At 70.3% G+C, this 14,586-nt stretch carries 14 protein-coding genes and 1 pseudogene; 11 read left to right on the top strand and 4 right to left on the bottom strand.

Features of this window, described 5'->3' with window-relative positions; all coding sequences use genetic code 11:
• Positions 1–13: 13 nt before the first annotated feature.
• From ABGB17_RS04025 to ABGB17_RS04015, 3 genes are all read left to right on the top strand, one after another.
• Positions 14–391, top strand: a complete 378-nt coding sequence (locus ABGB17_RS04025; RefSeq protein ID WP_347626348.1) for a hypothetical protein — start codon at positions 14–16, stop codon at positions 389–391.
• Positions 392–454: 63 nt separating this feature from the next.
• Complete coding sequence (locus ABGB17_RS04020) at positions 455–1,459, top strand: LLM class flavin-dependent oxidoreductase (protein ID WP_347626347.1); 1,005 nt, start codon at positions 455–457, stop codon at positions 1,457–1,459.
• Positions 1,460–1,507: 48 nt separating this feature from the next.
• A complete protein-coding gene (locus ABGB17_RS04015; RefSeq protein WP_347626346.1) occupies positions 1,508–2,383 on the top strand; it encodes an alpha/beta hydrolase in 876 nt (291 codons plus the stop codon).
• A 5-nt stretch (positions 2,384–2,388) separates the two neighbouring features.
• Here ABGB17_RS04015 and ABGB17_RS04010 read toward each other — a convergent pair whose 3' ends face one another.
• The 3 genes from ABGB17_RS04010 to ABGB17_RS04000 all read right to left on the bottom strand — a co-directional run bounded on the left by ABGB17_RS04010 (position 2,389) and on the right by ABGB17_RS04000 (position 4,150).
• Complete coding sequence (locus ABGB17_RS04010; RefSeq protein ID WP_347626345.1) at positions 2,389–2,760, bottom strand: hypothetical protein; 372 nt, start codon at positions 2,758–2,760, stop codon at positions 2,389–2,391.
• A gap of 70 nt (positions 2,761–2,830) precedes the next feature.
• On the bottom strand, positions 2,831–3,748 hold the full coding sequence (locus ABGB17_RS04005; RefSeq protein WP_347626344.1) for a hypothetical protein: 918 nt from the start codon (positions 3,746–3,748) through the stop codon (positions 2,831–2,833).
• A gap of 3 nt (positions 3,749–3,751) precedes the next feature.
• Entirely contained in the window at positions 3,752–4,150 is a 399-nt protein-coding gene (locus ABGB17_RS04000) for a roadblock/LC7 domain-containing protein (protein WP_347626342.1), read from the bottom strand.
• A 241-nt stretch (positions 4,151–4,391) separates the two neighbouring features.
• Here ABGB17_RS04000 and ABGB17_RS03995 point away from each other — a divergent pair, with 241 nt between their 5' ends.
• Positions 4,392–4,895, top strand: coding sequence for a DUF523 domain-containing protein (locus ABGB17_RS03995; protein WP_347626341.1), 504 nt, complete (start codon positions 4,392–4,394; stop codon positions 4,893–4,895).
• 12 nt (positions 4,896–4,907) lie between these two features.
• Here ABGB17_RS03995 and ABGB17_RS03990 read toward each other — a convergent pair whose 3' ends face one another.
• Positions 4,908–6,158 (bottom strand): DUF4032 domain-containing protein, encoded by a 1,251-nt coding sequence (locus ABGB17_RS03990; RefSeq protein WP_347626340.1) that lies wholly within the window; start codon positions 6,156–6,158, stop codon positions 4,908–4,910.
• A 357-nt stretch (positions 6,159–6,515) separates the two neighbouring features.
• Here ABGB17_RS03990 and ngcE point away from each other — a divergent pair, with 357 nt between their 5' ends.
• From ngcE to ABGB17_RS03955, 7 genes and pseudogenes are all read left to right on the top strand, one after another.
• On the top strand, positions 6,516–7,967 hold the full coding sequence (gene ngcE, locus ABGB17_RS03985; RefSeq protein WP_347626339.1) for an N-acetylglucosamine/diacetylchitobiose ABC transporter substrate-binding protein: 1,452 nt from the start codon (positions 6,516–6,518) through the stop codon (positions 7,965–7,967).
• Positions 7,968–8,002: 35 nt separating this feature from the next.
• Positions 8,003–8,926 carry a sugar ABC transporter permease gene (locus ABGB17_RS03980; RefSeq protein WP_347626338.1) on the top strand — a complete coding sequence of 308 codons (924 nt, stop codon included), beginning with the start codon at positions 8,003–8,005 and terminating at the stop codon, positions 8,924–8,926.
• A complete protein-coding gene (locus ABGB17_RS03975) occupies positions 8,927–9,832 on the top strand; it encodes a carbohydrate ABC transporter permease (protein WP_347626337.1) in 906 nt (301 codons plus the stop codon).
• A gap of 128 nt (positions 9,833–9,960) precedes the next feature.
• Complete coding sequence (locus ABGB17_RS03970; RefSeq protein WP_347626336.1) at positions 9,961–12,069, top strand: M6 family metalloprotease domain-containing protein; 2,109 nt, start codon at positions 9,961–9,963, stop codon at positions 12,067–12,069.
• An 81-nt stretch (positions 12,070–12,150) separates the two neighbouring features.
• Positions 12,151–12,447, top strand: coding sequence for a 4a-hydroxytetrahydrobiopterin dehydratase (locus ABGB17_RS03965; protein WP_347626335.1), 297 nt, complete (start codon positions 12,151–12,153; stop codon positions 12,445–12,447).
• A 190-nt stretch (positions 12,448–12,637) separates the two neighbouring features.
• A complete protein-coding gene (locus ABGB17_RS03960; protein WP_347626334.1) occupies positions 12,638–13,675 on the top strand; it encodes an endo-1,4-beta-xylanase in 1,038 nt (345 codons plus the stop codon).
• A gap of 592 nt (positions 13,676–14,267) precedes the next feature.
• A pseudogene (locus ABGB17_RS03955) lies at positions 14,268–14,586 on the top strand (hypothetical protein); the annotation flags it as partial.

Here is a 14,586-nt window from a genome sequence, read left to right as displayed (position 1 = left end):
GGGGGTGGTGTCGATGAGCCAAGCCTGGGATCCCGATCTTCCCGGCCGCCCGATCACCCGGGAGGAGATCCGCGATCTGGCCCACCGCGAAGCGGTCCGGGGCGCCCAGCGCGCCTTCCAGAGCCCGCCACGCGGCGACCGCCGCCCGCCTCGTGTCATCTCCGACGCCGAACGCCACGGCGTCCCCTCCACCGACACCCACGCCACCAGCCCCCTGAGCGTCGGCCAGAGCATGACCACCCGCCCCGAACGCCTGGCCCGCGAGAAGCAGGAACCCGGCCGCGTCCGGGTGGGCGAACACCCCCGCACCGGCCGCCCCGCCGGCGTCACCACCCCGGAGCACTTCACCGGCGTGGGCCAGGACCGAAGCGGCTCCAAGTCCGGCCGCTGACCCGCGCCTGATCCCGTGCCGTAAAAGGAGGGCGCGTCCCGCCGTCCATGGCACAGTGGGCGGGTGGGTGAGGTGCGGATCGGGGTGTTCCTGCTGGCGCCCGGGTTTCCGGGGCGTGAGCACGGTGAGGTGCTGAGGGCCGCCGTCGAGACGGCGGTGGCGGCGGAGCGGGCCGGGTTCGACGACGTGTGGATCGCCGAGCACCATTTCACGCCGTACGGGCTGTGTCCCTCGGCGGTCACGCTGGCCGCGCACGTGCTCGGCAGGACGTCGCGGGTGACCGTGGGGACGGCGGTCAGCGTGTTGTCCACCGTCCATCCGGTGGCGCTGGCCGAGCAGGCGGTCCTGCTGGACCACGTGTCCGGCGGGCGGTTCCGGCTCGGTGTGGGGCGCGGCGGGCCGTGGGTCGACCTGGAGGTCTTCGGCACGGGCCTCGCGCGCTACGAGGAGGGCTTTCCCGAGAGCCTGGACCTGCTCCTCGCCGCCCTGTCCGGCGCCCCGGTGAGCGCGGGCGGCCCCACCTTCCGGTTCCCCCCGGTGGAGCCGCACCCCCGCCCGTCCCGTCCCCTGCGCCCGGTGGTCGCCGTCACCTCCGAGCCGACCCTGCGCGTCGCCGCCGCCCGCGGCCTCCCGATGCTCCTCGGCATGCACATCGGCGACGCGGACAAGGCCGCCCTCGTGGACGCCTACACCCGCGCCGCCCCGTCCTCACGGGCGACGCACATCGCGGCGGGTCTGGCCCAGGTCGCCGACACCACCGAGGAGGCGGTGGCCGTCGTCACCGGATCGCTCCCCGCCTGGCTGGTGCCCGGCCTCGCCGCCCACCGCCGCGCCGACGGCCGCCCGTACCACCCGAGGAACGCCGAGGAGTACACCGCGCTGCTCTGCCGCCTCCACCCGGTCGGCTCCCCGGCCCGCTGCGCCGCGGTCCTGCGCACCACGATCGAGACCACGGGCGTCCGTCACGTGATCCTCGCCGTGGAGGGCTCCGGCGACCCCGCCGCGACGCTGGAGAACGTCGCGAGGCTCGGCGCGGAGGTGCTGCCCGCGGTCCGGGCGTCCCGCTGACGGCGGGTCGCCCTTGTCGGCGAGGGAACAGAATGGAATTCTGTTCGCATGAATCGGGTGAAGGCCAACGGGATCGAGATCGCCTACGACACCTTCGGGGACGCCGGGGGGCGCGCGTTGCTGCTGATCATGGGCCTCGGGACCCAGATGATCAGTTGGGACGAGGAGTTCTGCGAGGCGCTGGCCGCGACCGGGCACTACGTGGTGCGGTTCGACAACCGGGACACCGGCCTGTCGACGCACCTGCACGAGGCGGGGTCGCCGGACATCGCGGCGGCGCTCGGCGGGGACGTGTCGGGGGCGCCGTACCGGCTGGCGGACATGGCGGACGACGTGGCCGGGCTGGCCGCGGCGCTCGGACTGGACGGGGTGCACGTGCTGGGGGTGTCGATGGGGGGCATGATCGCGCAGGAGTTCGCGATCCGGCACCCGGGGCGCACGCTCAGCCTCACGTCGATCATGTCCACGCCGAGCCCGGAGGCCGGGCCGCCGACCGAGCGGGCGCTCGGCATGCTGCTGACGCCGTCGGCCCCGGACCGGGAGTCGGTGGTCCGGCGGGCGCTGGAGTCGTGGAAGGTGCTGGGCTCGCCCGGGTTCCCGATGGACCAGGAACGGCTGGCGCGGGTGGCGGGGGAGAGCTTCGACCGGTCGTTCGACCCGCCGGGGTTCGGCCGCCAGTTCGCGGCCATCCTCGCCTCCGGCGACCGCACGGCGGCCCTGCGGGAGCTGACCGTGCCCGCCCTGGTGATCCACGGCGAGGCCGACCCGCTGGTCCAGCTCTCCGGCGGCGTCGCCACCGCGGACGCCATCCCGGGGGCCAAGCTCCTGACGTTCCCCGGGATGGGCCACGACCTGCCCCGCGCGCTCTGGCCGAAGATCGTGGACGCGGTCACCGAGCTCACCACCCGCGCCGCCGCCCTGTAGACGGGTCAGACCTCCAGCTTCTCCTCGATGGCCCGCAGCGAGTGGCGGGCCATCGCGAGGTTGGCGCGCCGGCGGTCGAGGGCCAGGTAGAGGAACAGGCCCTTGCCGCCCCGGCCGGACAGCGGGCGGATGACGTGGTACTGCGCGCTCAGCGTGATGAGGATGTCCTCGATGCCCTCCTGGAGGCGCAGGGCCTCCATGGTGCGGAGCTTGGCCTTGATGACCTCGGTGTTGCCGGCGGCGGCCACCTGAAGGTCGAGGTCCTTGGAGCCGCCGAGCGCGCCGAGGGCCATGCCGCTGCCGTAGTCGACCACGGCGGCGCCGATCGCGCCGTCCACGGACATCATCTCCTTGAGCGAGACATCCAGGCTTGCCATGTTTCCTCCTGATGGGATCACGGTGGGACGGCCCGCCGCCCTTGTCCGGTGGGCCGGTGACGACGGACGGTCAGAGCAGGCGCTCCAAGGCGTCGCGGAGTCTGATGAGCACCCCGACGTCGGTGCCGTCGGCGCTGTGGGCCGGCGGCGCGCCGGCCGGGCGCGAGGCCCCCTTCTCACGGCGCGGCAGCTCGCCGGACGCGCCGTCCGCCGCGGCGGCCCCGCCGGGGGCGGGCGGGTCGGCGGGCGGCGGGCCGCCCGGTGTGCCGTTCGCGGGCGCCGGCGGGACGAGCAGCCCGGCGGCCGCCAGTTGGCGTACGGCCAGGAGCAGCGGGTACACGGGGCGGCCGAGGCGCCGGGCCAGGTCGGCCGGGGTGGCCGTGGCGTCGGCGTGGACGATCACCTCCCACTGGACGGCCGTCAGGACCACCCGGTCCGCCGTGACACGCGGGGCGGGGACGACGGGCCGGGTGTCCAGGGCGGGCGACGGCCAGGCGTGGTCCAAGCGGAGCCTCCTTCTGCGGCACTCGCGCGACAGGCCGGCGACGTCGAAGTACCACTGCGGCCCGAGCCAGTGCCGGTCGCCCTCACGGAACCGGGGCCGCGCGCCGGTGACCTCGTGCAGGGAGAACGCGGCGTCCAGGGTGGCGCCGAGCACGCAGAACTGCAGTTCGCCCCGGGTGAGCGTCCCCTGCCGCACCAGCGTCTCCCCGCCGTCCGCGGCGGCCGCCCGCCGGACCTCGGTGACCACGGCGGCCGCGACCCGCCCGGAAGCGGTGAGCAGGTCCTCGACGCCGGGGACGTGCACGCTCTCGGCGTAGGTGATCCGGCCGCCGGTGATGTAGATCGTCCCGGCCCTCCCCACGCGCAGCGCGCCGGTCGCCCGCTCCCGGGCGAGGTTCCCGAGGACGGCGTCGAGCCGGGACGGCGGCGGCGCGCCGCGTCCGGTCCGGCGGGCCGCGGTGTCCGTTCGCGAAGCGGACGCCATGGGTCACCCGCCGCCCAGCCGGCCGGCGATGGCACGCAGGCGATGACGGGCGAGAGCGAGGTTGGCGCGTTCGCCGTCCAGGCGCAGGTACAGCAGCGCGGTCCCCGCGGGGGTGGGGCAGAGGGGACGCAGCAGGTGGTGGCCCCGGTCGGTGGTGACGATGACGTCCTCCAGGCGTACGGTGCCGCCGGGCGTGCTCAGCGCGAGCGCGTCCAGGGTGGTCCGCAGGCTCGCGGTGAACGCGTCGGCCAGGGCCTGCGGGTCCAGCGACGTGAGAGAGCCGGACGCGACGGCCGCGCCGCCCGCGTCCTCGGCCACGAGCGCGTCCAGCGCCCCGGGGACGGCCAGCGCGCCGGCCAGGCAACCTTCGATGTCGAGCACGGTGCACCCCTCGCCGGACACGGTCCGTAACAGAACGTGGCCGACTCTAGGGAGGTGACCGGTCCTGGTCGTCTCCGGTCAACGCTCCGGTAAAGTTCCGGGCTACAAGGATCTTTCACCGCGTAGAAGGATTTGCCGACCAGGTGACAGAGTCGCCGTTGAATGTCGCTCGGTATATCTCTGTTGATTTACTCATAAAGTGACTTATGTGGACGCAATGGCGCCGTCACCATCGGCGTCCGGTGCGCGTTACCGTGGGGGAATGGAAAGGATCCTGGTCAGCGCGTGCCTGATGGGGCGTCCGGTGCGCTTCGACGGCCAGGCGAAGACCCTCGACGACGCCCTCCTGGCGAGCTGGCGCGCCGAGGGCCGGCTGGTGCCTTTCTGCCCCGAGGTGGAGGGCGGGCTGCCGGTGCCCCGCCCACGCGCCGAGATCGAGGGCGGAGTGGGCGGCCCCGCGGTGCTGGCCGGCAGCGCCCGCATCCTCACCGCCGACGGCGCCGACGTGACCCGCCACTTCCTGGCCGGCGCGCAAGCCGCCCTCGCCGTGGCCCGTTCGCTGAACCTCAAGGTCGCCATCCTCAAGGACGGCAGCCCCTCCTGCGGCACCCTGCGCATCCACGACGGCACCTTCCGCGGCCGGGTGGCCCCCGGCTCCGGCGTGACCGCCGCCCTGCTGTCGGTGCACGGCGTCCGCGTCTTCGGCGAGGACCGTCTGGCCGAGGCGGCCACCGTGCTCAGGGAACTGGAGGCCGTCGGCGGCTGAGACCGCCGGCCGTCAGAGCGTGAGGTCCGGCGTCTGCTCCACCGCGGGCACCGCGTCGTCCCCGAGCAGGGCCTTCTCGTCGGGCTTGAAGACCAGCACCGTGTCGATGTACGACCGCAGCGCCGCCTCGAGCCCCACGTCCCGCCCCGCCGCCTCCGACATGAACCACCGGTGGTCCAGCACCTCGTGGAAGAGCTGGGCGGGCTCCAGCTTGCCCCGCAGCTCCGGGGGGATGGCGAGCACGGTCGGCTGGAAGATCTCCGCCAGCCACAGGTGGGCGACGATCGCTTCGTCCTCGTGGCGGAGGCCTCGGGCCACGCGGAACGAGTCGAGGTCGTTGAGCAGGCGGCGTGCCTGGTTCTCCTCCACGTCCAGTCCGGTGAGGCGGAGCAGGCGGCGCTGGTGGTGGCCGGCGTCGACGACCTTCGGTTTGACCATGAGCCGCGCGGTGCCCGCCTTGCGGCGGATCATCATCTCGGCGACGTCGAAGCCCAGGGAGTTGAGGCGGCGGACGCGCTGGTCGATCAGGTGCCACTCGACGTCCTCGACGATCTCCTCCTGCGTGAGCTCCTCCCACAGCCGCTGGTAGCGCGCCACGAGCTGGTCGGCGAACGCCAGCGGGTCGATCGACGGGTGGAGGAAACCGCCGGCTTCCAGGTCGAGCATCTCGCCGAAGATGTTCACCCGGGCGACCTCGATGTCCTGGTCGCGCTGGCCCCGGCTGAGCACCGCGTGCAGCTCCCCGGTCTCGGCGTCCACCAGGTACGCGGCGAACGCCCCCGCGTCGCGGCGGAACAGGGTGTTGCTCAGCGAGCAGTCGCCCCAGTAGAAGCCGGCCAGGTGCAGCCGCACCAGCAGTACGGCCAGCGCGTCGAGCAGCCGGATGAGCGTGTCGGGCCGCAGGGAGCCGGACAGCACGGCCCGGTACGGCAACGAGAACTGCAGGTGACGGGTGATGAGCGCGGAGTCGAGCGGCTCGCCGTCCGCGGTGGTCCGGCCGGTGACCACGGCGACCGGCTCCACGGCGGGGGCGTCCAGGCGGCCGATGTCCCACAGGAGCTGGTACTCCCGGCGGGCGAACCTGCTGTTGATCTCCTTGACGGCGTAGACGCGCCCGGACAGCCGGACGAATCGCACGATGTGCCGGGAGATGCCGCGCGGGAGCGTGACCAGGTGGTATTCCGGCCACTCCTCCAGCGGGGTCTCCCACGGCAGGCGGATGAGGTCGGGGTCGCTCGGCGCGCCGGTGATCTGGAGCGGCAAACCGTGCTCCTCGCTACTAGGAAAAGTCCGGAAGGTGACGGTAGCCGCTCTTAGCCAACGAATGCACCCTGTGTCCGCTCTTCGGACGGTTTCCAGATCGCTGGTCTAGACCGGGTCAAAGGTCTGTCAATCATGTGGTGTTCTGTGTCATCATCGGCCGATGACCTGTGGTGTTGGCAGGTTACGCACGGGTTTCGGAGGGCGGTGCATGACGTCGTCGGTCGCGGTCCCCTTGCTGGTCGGCTACAGCTCGATCACGGGTTGGCCTATACCACTTGACGGTGCCCGGCGTTGGACGTACGTTCCTCAAACGTTTAGGAAACTTTCCTAATTGATAGCTCCTTCCTGGAGGGTTGCATGACCTACTCCGCCGGCACGCCCAAAGAGATCACCCGGCGGCAGATGCTCCGCCGTATCGGCCTCACCGCGCTCGTCGCCGGGCCCGCCGCAGGGTTCCTCAGCTCCTGCGCGACCAGCGGCGGCGGTGGCGACGCCGCCGCCCCGAGCGCGTCCGCCGCGGCGCCGACCTCGGGGGCCAACCCGTTCGGGGTGAAGGCGGACGCCCCCCTGGAGGTCGTCATCTTCAAGGGCGGTCTCGGCGACAGCTACGCCACCGACGTGCACGAGCCCCTGTACAAGAAGGAATTCCCGAACGCCTCGGTCAAGCACGTCGCGACCCAGCAGATCGCGCAGACCCTGCAGCCCCGTTTCGCCAGCGGCGACGTGCCGGACTTCATCGCCAACTCCGGCTCCGACCTGATGGACAACGGCGCCCTGCAGACCGAGGGCCAGTTGCTGGACCTCACCCCGCTGTTCGACGCGCCTTCCATCGACGACCCGAGCAAGAAGGTGCGCGACACGCTGGTCCCCGGCACGGTGGAGTCCGGCCAGATCGCCGGCAAGCCGTACATCCTCAACTACGTCTTCACCGGCTACGGCCTCTGGTACAACGCCAAGCTCTTCCAGGAGAAGGGCTGGGCCCCGCCGAAGACGTTCGACGAGTTCAAGACCCTCTGCGCAACCATCAAGGACGCGGGCATCACCCCCTACGCCTATGCCGGCAAGAACGCCTCGTACTACCAGTACTGGATGATCCTGATCACGGCCGCCAAGATCGAGGGCAACCAGATCCTCCTCGACATCGACAACCTCGCCGACGGCGCGTGGACCCGCGACTCGGTGAAGCAGTCCGCCGCCGCGTGGGCCGAGATCGGCAAGTTCATGGACAAGAGCTACGAAGGGCTCATCCACACCGAGGTGCAGACCCGGCAGAACCAGGACAAGGTGGCGCTGTACCCGTCGGGCTCCTGGCTGGAGAACGAGCAGAAGGACAACACGCCCGGCACCTTCGAGTACGCGGTGACGCCCACCCCGAGCCTCACCCCGAGCGACAAGATGCCGTTCGAGGCGATCCGCGCCGCGGCCGGCGAGCCGTACATCATCCCGTCCAAGGGCAAGAACACCGCCGGTGCCCTGGAGTACGCCCGCATCATGCTCTCCAAGGAGGGCGCGAAGGGTTTCACCGAGAAGTCCGGCAGCCTCACCGTGGTCGTCGGCGCCGCCGAGGGACTGTCGCTCACTCCCGGCCTGAAGAGCGTCGCCGACGCCCAGACGGCCGCCGGGGCGAACATCGTCACCTACAGCAGCTTCGAGAACTGGTACAAGGAGCTGGAGACCGAGCTGCGCAAGCAGACCAACTCCCTGATGTTCGGCCGCATCACGGCCGAGGAGTTCTGCGCGAACATGCAGAAGAAGGCCGACTCCGTCAAGGCCGACTCCTCCATCACCAAGCAGAACCGGACGGTGTAGCCGATCATGCGGCATGGCGAGCAGGGAGGTCCGGGATGCTGACCTCCAGCAAGGCGCGGATGTACGGGTTCGTCGTCTCCTTCCTGGCGATCCCCGTCGCGCTGTACGTGGTCTTCGTGATCGGCCCGTACGCCCAGGCGTTCTACATCTCGCTGACCAACTGGCGCGGCATCTCCGCGAACCCGCAGTTCATCGGGTTCGAGAACTTCACCCGCCTGTTCGACGACGAGGTGTTCTGGGCCGCGGTGCGCCATCACGCGCTGCTCCTGCTCGCCATGCCGCTGATCACCATCGCCATCGCGCTGTTCTTCTCGTTCCTGCTGAACCTCGGGGGAGGCAGCAGGGGCGGGCGCATGACCGGCGTCTTCGGGTCGAAGCTCTACCGCGTGGTGTACTTCTTCCCGCAGGTCCTCGCGGTGGCGGTGGTCGGCGTGCTGTTCCAGGCGATCTACCGCCCGGACGGCACCGGTGTGATCAACGGCCTGCTCGGTCTCGTGGGCATCGGCCCGGTCGGGTGGCTCATCGAGCCGGACCTCGCGCTGTGGTCGATCATGGGTGTGATCATCTGGCAGTCCGTCGGGTTCTACGTGGTGCTGTTCTCGGCGGGCATGGCCGCGGTGCCGAAGGACGTCTTCGAGGCCGCCGCGCTGGACGGCGCCGGCCGGTTCCGGCTGTTCTTCAGCATCACGCTCCCGCTGATCTGGGACACCATCCAGGTCGGCTGGGTCTACCTCGGCATCGCCGCGTTCGACTGCTTCGCCCTGGTGCAGGTGCTCTCGGTGGACCGCGGCGGCCCGGACAACTCCACCACGGTGCTGCCGCTGGAGATCTGGCGCACCGCGTTCACGTTCTCCAAGTTCGGCTACGCCTCCGCGATGGGCGTGGCCCTGTTCTTCCTGACCATCACGTTCGCGGCGCTCAGCCTGCGCGTCACGCGGCGCGAGAGGATCGAGCTCTAGATGGCCACCTCCACCGACACGATGCGGGTGGCCGCCCCGCGCGCCGCCGCCCGGCCGAACCGTCCGAAGCACCCCCTGGGCGTGTTCGGCGCCCTGTCCCACCTCGCGCTCGTCGTCTGGCTGATCCTGGTGGTCGGCCCGATCCTGTGGACGTTCCTCGCGTCGTTCAAGACCAACGCCGAGATCGTCGGCGACGCCCCGCTCGCGCTGCCGCAGGGCTACTCCTTCGACGCCTGGGTGCGGGCCTGGGACAAGGCCCACATCGGCCGGTACATGCTGAACACGGTGTTCGTGGTGGCGGTCAGCACGGCGTTCACCATGCTGTTCGGGTCGATGGCCGCGTACGTGCTCGCGCGCTACCGCTTCTTCGGCAACCGCATCGTGTACTACCTGTTCGTCTCCGGGTTGTCCTTCCCGGTGTTCCTGGCGCTGGTGCCGCTGTTCTTCGTGGTCCGCAACCTCGGGCTGATCGACAGCCACCTCGGCGTGATCCTGGTGTACATCGCCTACTCGCTGCCGTTCACGGTGTTCTTCCTGACGGCGTTCTTCAAGACGCTCCCCACGTCGGTGGCCGAGGCCGCGATGATGGACGGCGCCTCGCACACGCGCACGTTCTTCCAGATCATGATGCCCATGGCCAGGCCCGGCCTGATCAGCATCACGATCTTCAACATCCTCGGCCAGTGGAACCAGTACCTGCTGCCCATCGTGCTGCTGTCGGGCGGCGTCGAGGACAAGTGGCTGATCACGCAGGGCATCGCCAACATCAACACCAACGCCGGGTACGAGGCCGACTGGCCGGGACTGTTCGCGGCGCTCAGCATGGCGATCATCCCGATGCTGATCGTCTACATCGTCTTCCAGCGGCAGATCCAGTCCGGCCTCACGGCGGGGGCCGTCAAGTAACGCCTTTCTGCGCGGACCGATTTCATCATTTGTCCGCTCTTGCCCGGAATCAACTTCTGCTTCATGATCGCGGTCAAGGCCGTCCCCGAGACGGCCGAGCAGCCCCCCATGGAGATGAGGCAGAGATCGTGCCATCCGTCCATCGCCGGAGAAGACGACTCACCCTGTTGTTCGCCGCCGTCGTGCTCGGCCCGCTCGGGCTGACCGCGATCCCCGGCCCGGCCGCCGCCGCACCCCCCGTCGAACCCGCCAACCCCTGGCAGGCCGACCACTGGCCGCAGCGCCAGCCGTGGCAGGAGTCCGCCCCCGCGTCCGCGCTGCGCGGCGCCCCCGGCGGCCCCGCCGCGATCGACCCGCAGAACTGGAAGAACCCCGACCACATGACCTGGGCGGACTACAAGGCCGTCCCCGGCACCAACTGGGCCGACCCCGCGGGCAAGGGCTCGGTGCGCACCTTCAAGGGCGCCCTGGTGCTGCTCGACTACCCGAACCAGCCGTTCGTGGTCACCCAGCCCGCCAAGTCCACCGTGTTCGGCAACCCGAGCACCGAGGCGCACGACATCCCGCGCGACCAGGTGGCCCAGTTCTACAAGGACTTCCTCAACACCCCGAACGCCCTCAACCGGGGGCACACCATCCACGAGTACTGGATGGAGGACTCCGGCGGCCGGTACGGCGTGGACCTCACCGCCTTCGGCCCGTACGAGATGCCGGGCAAGGACCACGAGTACGCCATGGAGTTCCAGGGCGGCACCGCGTGCCCGGCCGGCGACACGTGCAACCGCAACATCCGCACCGACGGGCGCGCCGCGTGGGTCGGCGACCAGGGTGAGGAGGTCGCGGGGCAGTACGACTTCATCTTCTACCTCAGCGCCGGGCAGGACGAATCGGCCACCTGGCAGGAGTTCGGGCCGATCAAGTTCCCGACCAAGGAGGCCGTCACCGACGACTTCGGCCCGCCGGACCCGGCCCTGCCCAACTGGGCACGCACCCGGTACGTCGAGTGGACCTCCTGGGCGTCGGCGTCCTCCATCTGGCCGAACGCCGGCGGCGGCTCGTCCACCCAGGCCGAGAGCTCCGGCCAGGGCGTGTACGCCCACGAGCTGAGCCACATCCTCGGCATCGGCGACAACTACAACAACCCGTTCGGGGTGCCGCCGCGGCGCGCGTACACCGGCATCTGGGAGATGCTCAGCCGCGGCAGCTTCAACGGCCCCGGCGGCCCGCACAGCCGGTGGCTGATCCCGCCGACCGGCGGCGGCTCCATGGGAGCCCAGCACATGCTGCGCAACAAGATCAAGCTGCAGATGGTGGACGAGGGCAACGTGCTGCGGCTCACCCGCGAGGCGCTGGCCCAGTCCGGCCTCGTGGTCGCCAAGGTCACCGCCCGGGCCGCCCAGCCCGGCCCGTCCGGGCTGTCCGGCGTGAACGTCGTGCTCGGCGGCGGCGACCTCAGCCCCGCGTGCGACGTCACCACCGACCCGATGTGCGACGGCGGCGGCTACCAGAACTACACGGTCGAGGTCGTGGACCGCATGGGCGCCGACTCCTTCACCCCGGACGCGGGCGTGCTGCTGGCCAAGACCAAGGACCAGGACCGCGCGCCGTTCGAATGGGTCGTCGACGCCAACCCGCAGGACATCGGCATGACCGACTACGTGCTGCCCGACGGCACCGCCGTGCCGATCACCATCGGCGACTACCGGCAGCTCTCGGACGCGCTGTTCCACGCCGGCACCGGCTCCGGCAGCGAGTTCGAGCACGTCGACCAGGCCAACCGCCTGCACTTCTACATCATCGACAAGCACCGCGACAAGCAGGGCGTCCTGTCCTACACGGTCGCCGTCCGGTCGCTCGACGGCGCAGGCCCGCAGCGCCGCGGCGTGAAGGTCCTCCCCACCGCGGCCATCGCCAGTGGCACCGAGTGGGCCACCTGCCGGTTCCCCCTGACCAACACCGGCAAGAAGGCCGCCCCGCAGGGTGAGCACCCCGAGGACGTCTCGGCGTACCTCGGCTCCGACGTGTACCGCCTGACCGCCTCCACGTCCGCCGGCGGCTGGCGGACCTGGGTCCCGAACCAGCTCACCGCCCTGGAGTCCGGCAAGACCACCCTCGTCCCGATCTCCGTACAGCGCGGCGAGAACGCCCCCCGCCTGGCCACCGTGACCCTGACGGCGACCAGCGAGAGCGACCCCACCAAGAAGTCCACCGCCACCTGCCACGCGGTAGGACTCTGACCCCGATGTCCCGAGGCGGGCACGACACCCTGCCGTGCCCGCCTCACGACATTGTCGTCACCACGTGAAATGATGATCGGCATGGAGAGGCTGGACGACGAGACGATCACCGCGAAGCTGGCAGAGATCCCCGACTGGCACCGCGAAGGCGACGAGATCCGCCGCACCATAGTCGCCCCCGACTTCCGCACCGCCATAGCGATCGTCAACGACATCGCCGAACAGGCCGAATCCCTGAACCACCACCCCGACATCGACATCCGCTGGCGCAAACTCCACGTCGCCCTCACCACCCACGACGCCAACGGCCTCACCCAGCACGACTTCACCCTGGCCCTGCGCATCGACACCATCGCCGCCGACCACGCCGCGTCGTGAAGCTTTCGGTGGTAGCGGTCCGGGTGGTTCTCTCCGGCGCAGCGTAACCCCGTCGGCGCCTATCGGTGCCTTGGTTTCCGGTTGACACCCACTTGTGTGCTTCACACACTCCCTTGTGAGACCTCCCGTCAGCACTTCACGGGTGACGTACGTCCCCTGCCCCGCACGGTGTCCCACCGGAGGAACAACAATGGCCGTCCTGCCACTTCGCCGCCTACTGGCCGTCACCGTCGCGGTCGTCTGCGCCGCCGCGCTCGCCGTCATCACGCAAACCCCCGCCGGTGCCGCCGACGAGACCCTGGGCTCCGCCGCCGCACGCACCGGCCGCTACTTCGGCGCCGCCGTCCAGTCCCGCTTACTCACCGATACCGCGTACACCACGGTCCTGGACCGGGAGTTCACCTCGGTCACCCCGGAATTCGAGATGTGGTGGGACATGATTCAGCCGTCCAGGAACGTCTGGAACTTCCCCCCCGCCGACCGCATCGTCGAGTACGCGCAGGCCCACGGCATGCGGGTCCGCGGCCGGCTGATCGCGTCGTACGGCGTGCCGAACTGGGTGAGCGGCCTCACCACGGCGAGCGAGGTCAACACGGCTCTCGTCACCTTCATCAGAACCGTGATGGACCACTACCGCGGGAAGGTCGACACCTGGGACGTCGTCGGCGAGGCCTTCTCCGACAACCCGAGCGTCCCCCGCCGCCGCAACGTCTTCCAGGTCCGCCTCGGCGACAGCTGGATCGAGCAGGCCTTCCGTGCGGCCCGCGCCGCCGACCCCGAGGTCAGGCTCTGCTACAACGACTACGGCATCGAGGACATCGACAAGCCCAAGAGCCAGTCCGTCCTCCGGCTCCTGCGCGACTTCAAGGCCCGCGGCGTCCCCCTGGACTGCGTCGGCCTGGAGTCCCACTTCAACAGCACCTTCCCCTACCCCGCGAACTTCCGCCGCACCCTGGAGACCTTCGCCTCCTCCGGACTGGACGTCCACCTCACCGAGCTGGACGTCGCCGGCACCGCTCCACGCCAGGGGGAGATCTACCACTCCGCGATCTCCACCTGCGTCGCCGTCACCCGCTGCAAAGGCGTGACCGTCTTCGGCATCGCCGACCACCAGAGCTGGCGCTCCGCAGAGACCCCGTTGCTCTTCGACCGCTACTACAACAAGAAGCCGGCGTACTTCGCCGCACTGTCCGCCTTTCCCATGCCACTGACCCGGACGACGCCGTAGCCCTTGCCGGTCCCGCGACATGCCGGCGGGACCGGCCAGGTGTCACTCGTCACCGCGACTCCATCGCCGCCACCGGCCTCCCGTGCGTTCGGCCAGGTCGGGCTTCTGCCATCAGCTTCAGGCTGTCGCCGCCACCCATGCGGTCTTCTTCTCACCGTGTGGTCCATCAGCAGGACAGGAACGGCGGTCCGGTGCGGCCCGGAACGGGCGATCGGGGGCCGCCGATCCTCCTCTGCGGTGCTGTCACCTGAGTGGTTCTGAAACGTTCACCCTGTCGCGCCGCCGGCGCACGCCGAGGTCTCGCTGGTCACGGCATGTCGGGCGGAGACATGGGATGTCTACGTCACCACTGCGTGTCACCGGACCTTTGACAGGCCGTGCCGTATCCGGTTTGCTCCGCTGCACCGTCACCTTCCACCCTCGGTGAGAAGCGGAGTTAGCAGCAGCTTTCAAGCTGTTAGCGCCAACATCTCAAGCTCTCGCGTGACGTGCCGGACAGGTGGCGGCTCAGGCGGATCATGCCTGGGACGAACCGAGACAGTGGATGGCTGATCCCGTCCACGTCGACCGGGACCGCAAAGGGAGCAGCGGGATGTCAAGAAGAAGGTCCTTGTTCGGGGCCGTCGCGGTCGCAGGGTTACTGGTCCTCGGCACAGGGCACGCGGCGCTGAGCGCCGCCAAGACCAGCCCGGCCGTCAGGAGCACGACGGCCGTCGCGGCGGCGACGGCGGGGTGCGGCAAGACCCCGACTCTCACGAACGGCACGCACACCATCCAAAGTGGCGGCAAGAGCCGCAGCTTCATCCTGCGGCTCCCCGACGGCTACGACAACCGCCGTCCCTACCGCCTGGTCTTCGGGTTCCACTGGTGGGGCGGCACCGCCACCGACGTCGCCACCGGCCAGACCGTGC

Origin of the sequence: Sphaerisporangium sp. B11E5 (genome assembly GCF_039871875.1) — a bacterium.
In the GTDB taxonomy this organism is placed as follows: Bacteria; Actinomycetota; Actinomycetes; order Streptosporangiales; family Streptosporangiaceae; genus Sphaerisporangium.
The sequence above is the reverse complement of the archived record's forward strand: the minus strand, read 5'-3'. Positions and strand labels throughout refer to the sequence as shown.

Excerpts from the sequence above, each read along its gene's own strand:
- ABGB17_RS03995 (WP_347626341.1), top strand. The coding sequence starts at position 4,392 with ATGGAAAGGATCCTGGTCAGCGCGTGCCTGATGGGGCGTCCGGTGCGC.
- ABGB17_RS03965 (WP_347626335.1), top strand. The coding sequence starts at position 12,151 with ATGGAGAGGCTGGACGACGAGACGATCACCGCGAAGCTGGCAGAGATC.
- ABGB17_RS04010 (WP_347626345.1), bottom strand. The coding sequence starts at position 2,760 with ATGGCAAGCCTGGATGTCTCGCTCAAGGAGATGATGTCCGTGGACGGC.
- ABGB17_RS04005 (WP_347626344.1), bottom strand. The coding sequence starts at position 3,748 with ATGGCGTCCGCTTCGCGAACGGACACCGCGGCCCGCCGGACCGGACGC.
- ABGB17_RS04015 (WP_347626346.1), top strand. The coding sequence starts at position 1,508 with ATGAATCGGGTGAAGGCCAACGGGATCGAGATCGCCTACGACACCTTC.
- ngcE (WP_347626339.1), top strand. The coding sequence starts at position 6,516 with ATGACCTACTCCGCCGGCACGCCCAAAGAGATCACCCGGCGGCAGATG.
- ABGB17_RS03980 (WP_347626338.1), top strand. The coding sequence starts at position 8,003 with ATGCTGACCTCCAGCAAGGCGCGGATGTACGGGTTCGTCGTCTCCTTC.
- ABGB17_RS03960 (WP_347626334.1), top strand. The coding sequence starts at position 12,638 with ATGGCCGTCCTGCCACTTCGCCGCCTACTGGCCGTCACCGTCGCGGTC.
- ABGB17_RS03975 (WP_347626337.1), top strand. The coding sequence starts at position 8,927 with ATGGCCACCTCCACCGACACGATGCGGGTGGCCGCCCCGCGCGCCGCC.
- ABGB17_RS04025 (WP_347626348.1), top strand. The coding sequence starts at position 14 with ATGAGCCAAGCCTGGGATCCCGATCTTCCCGGCCGCCCGATCACCCGG.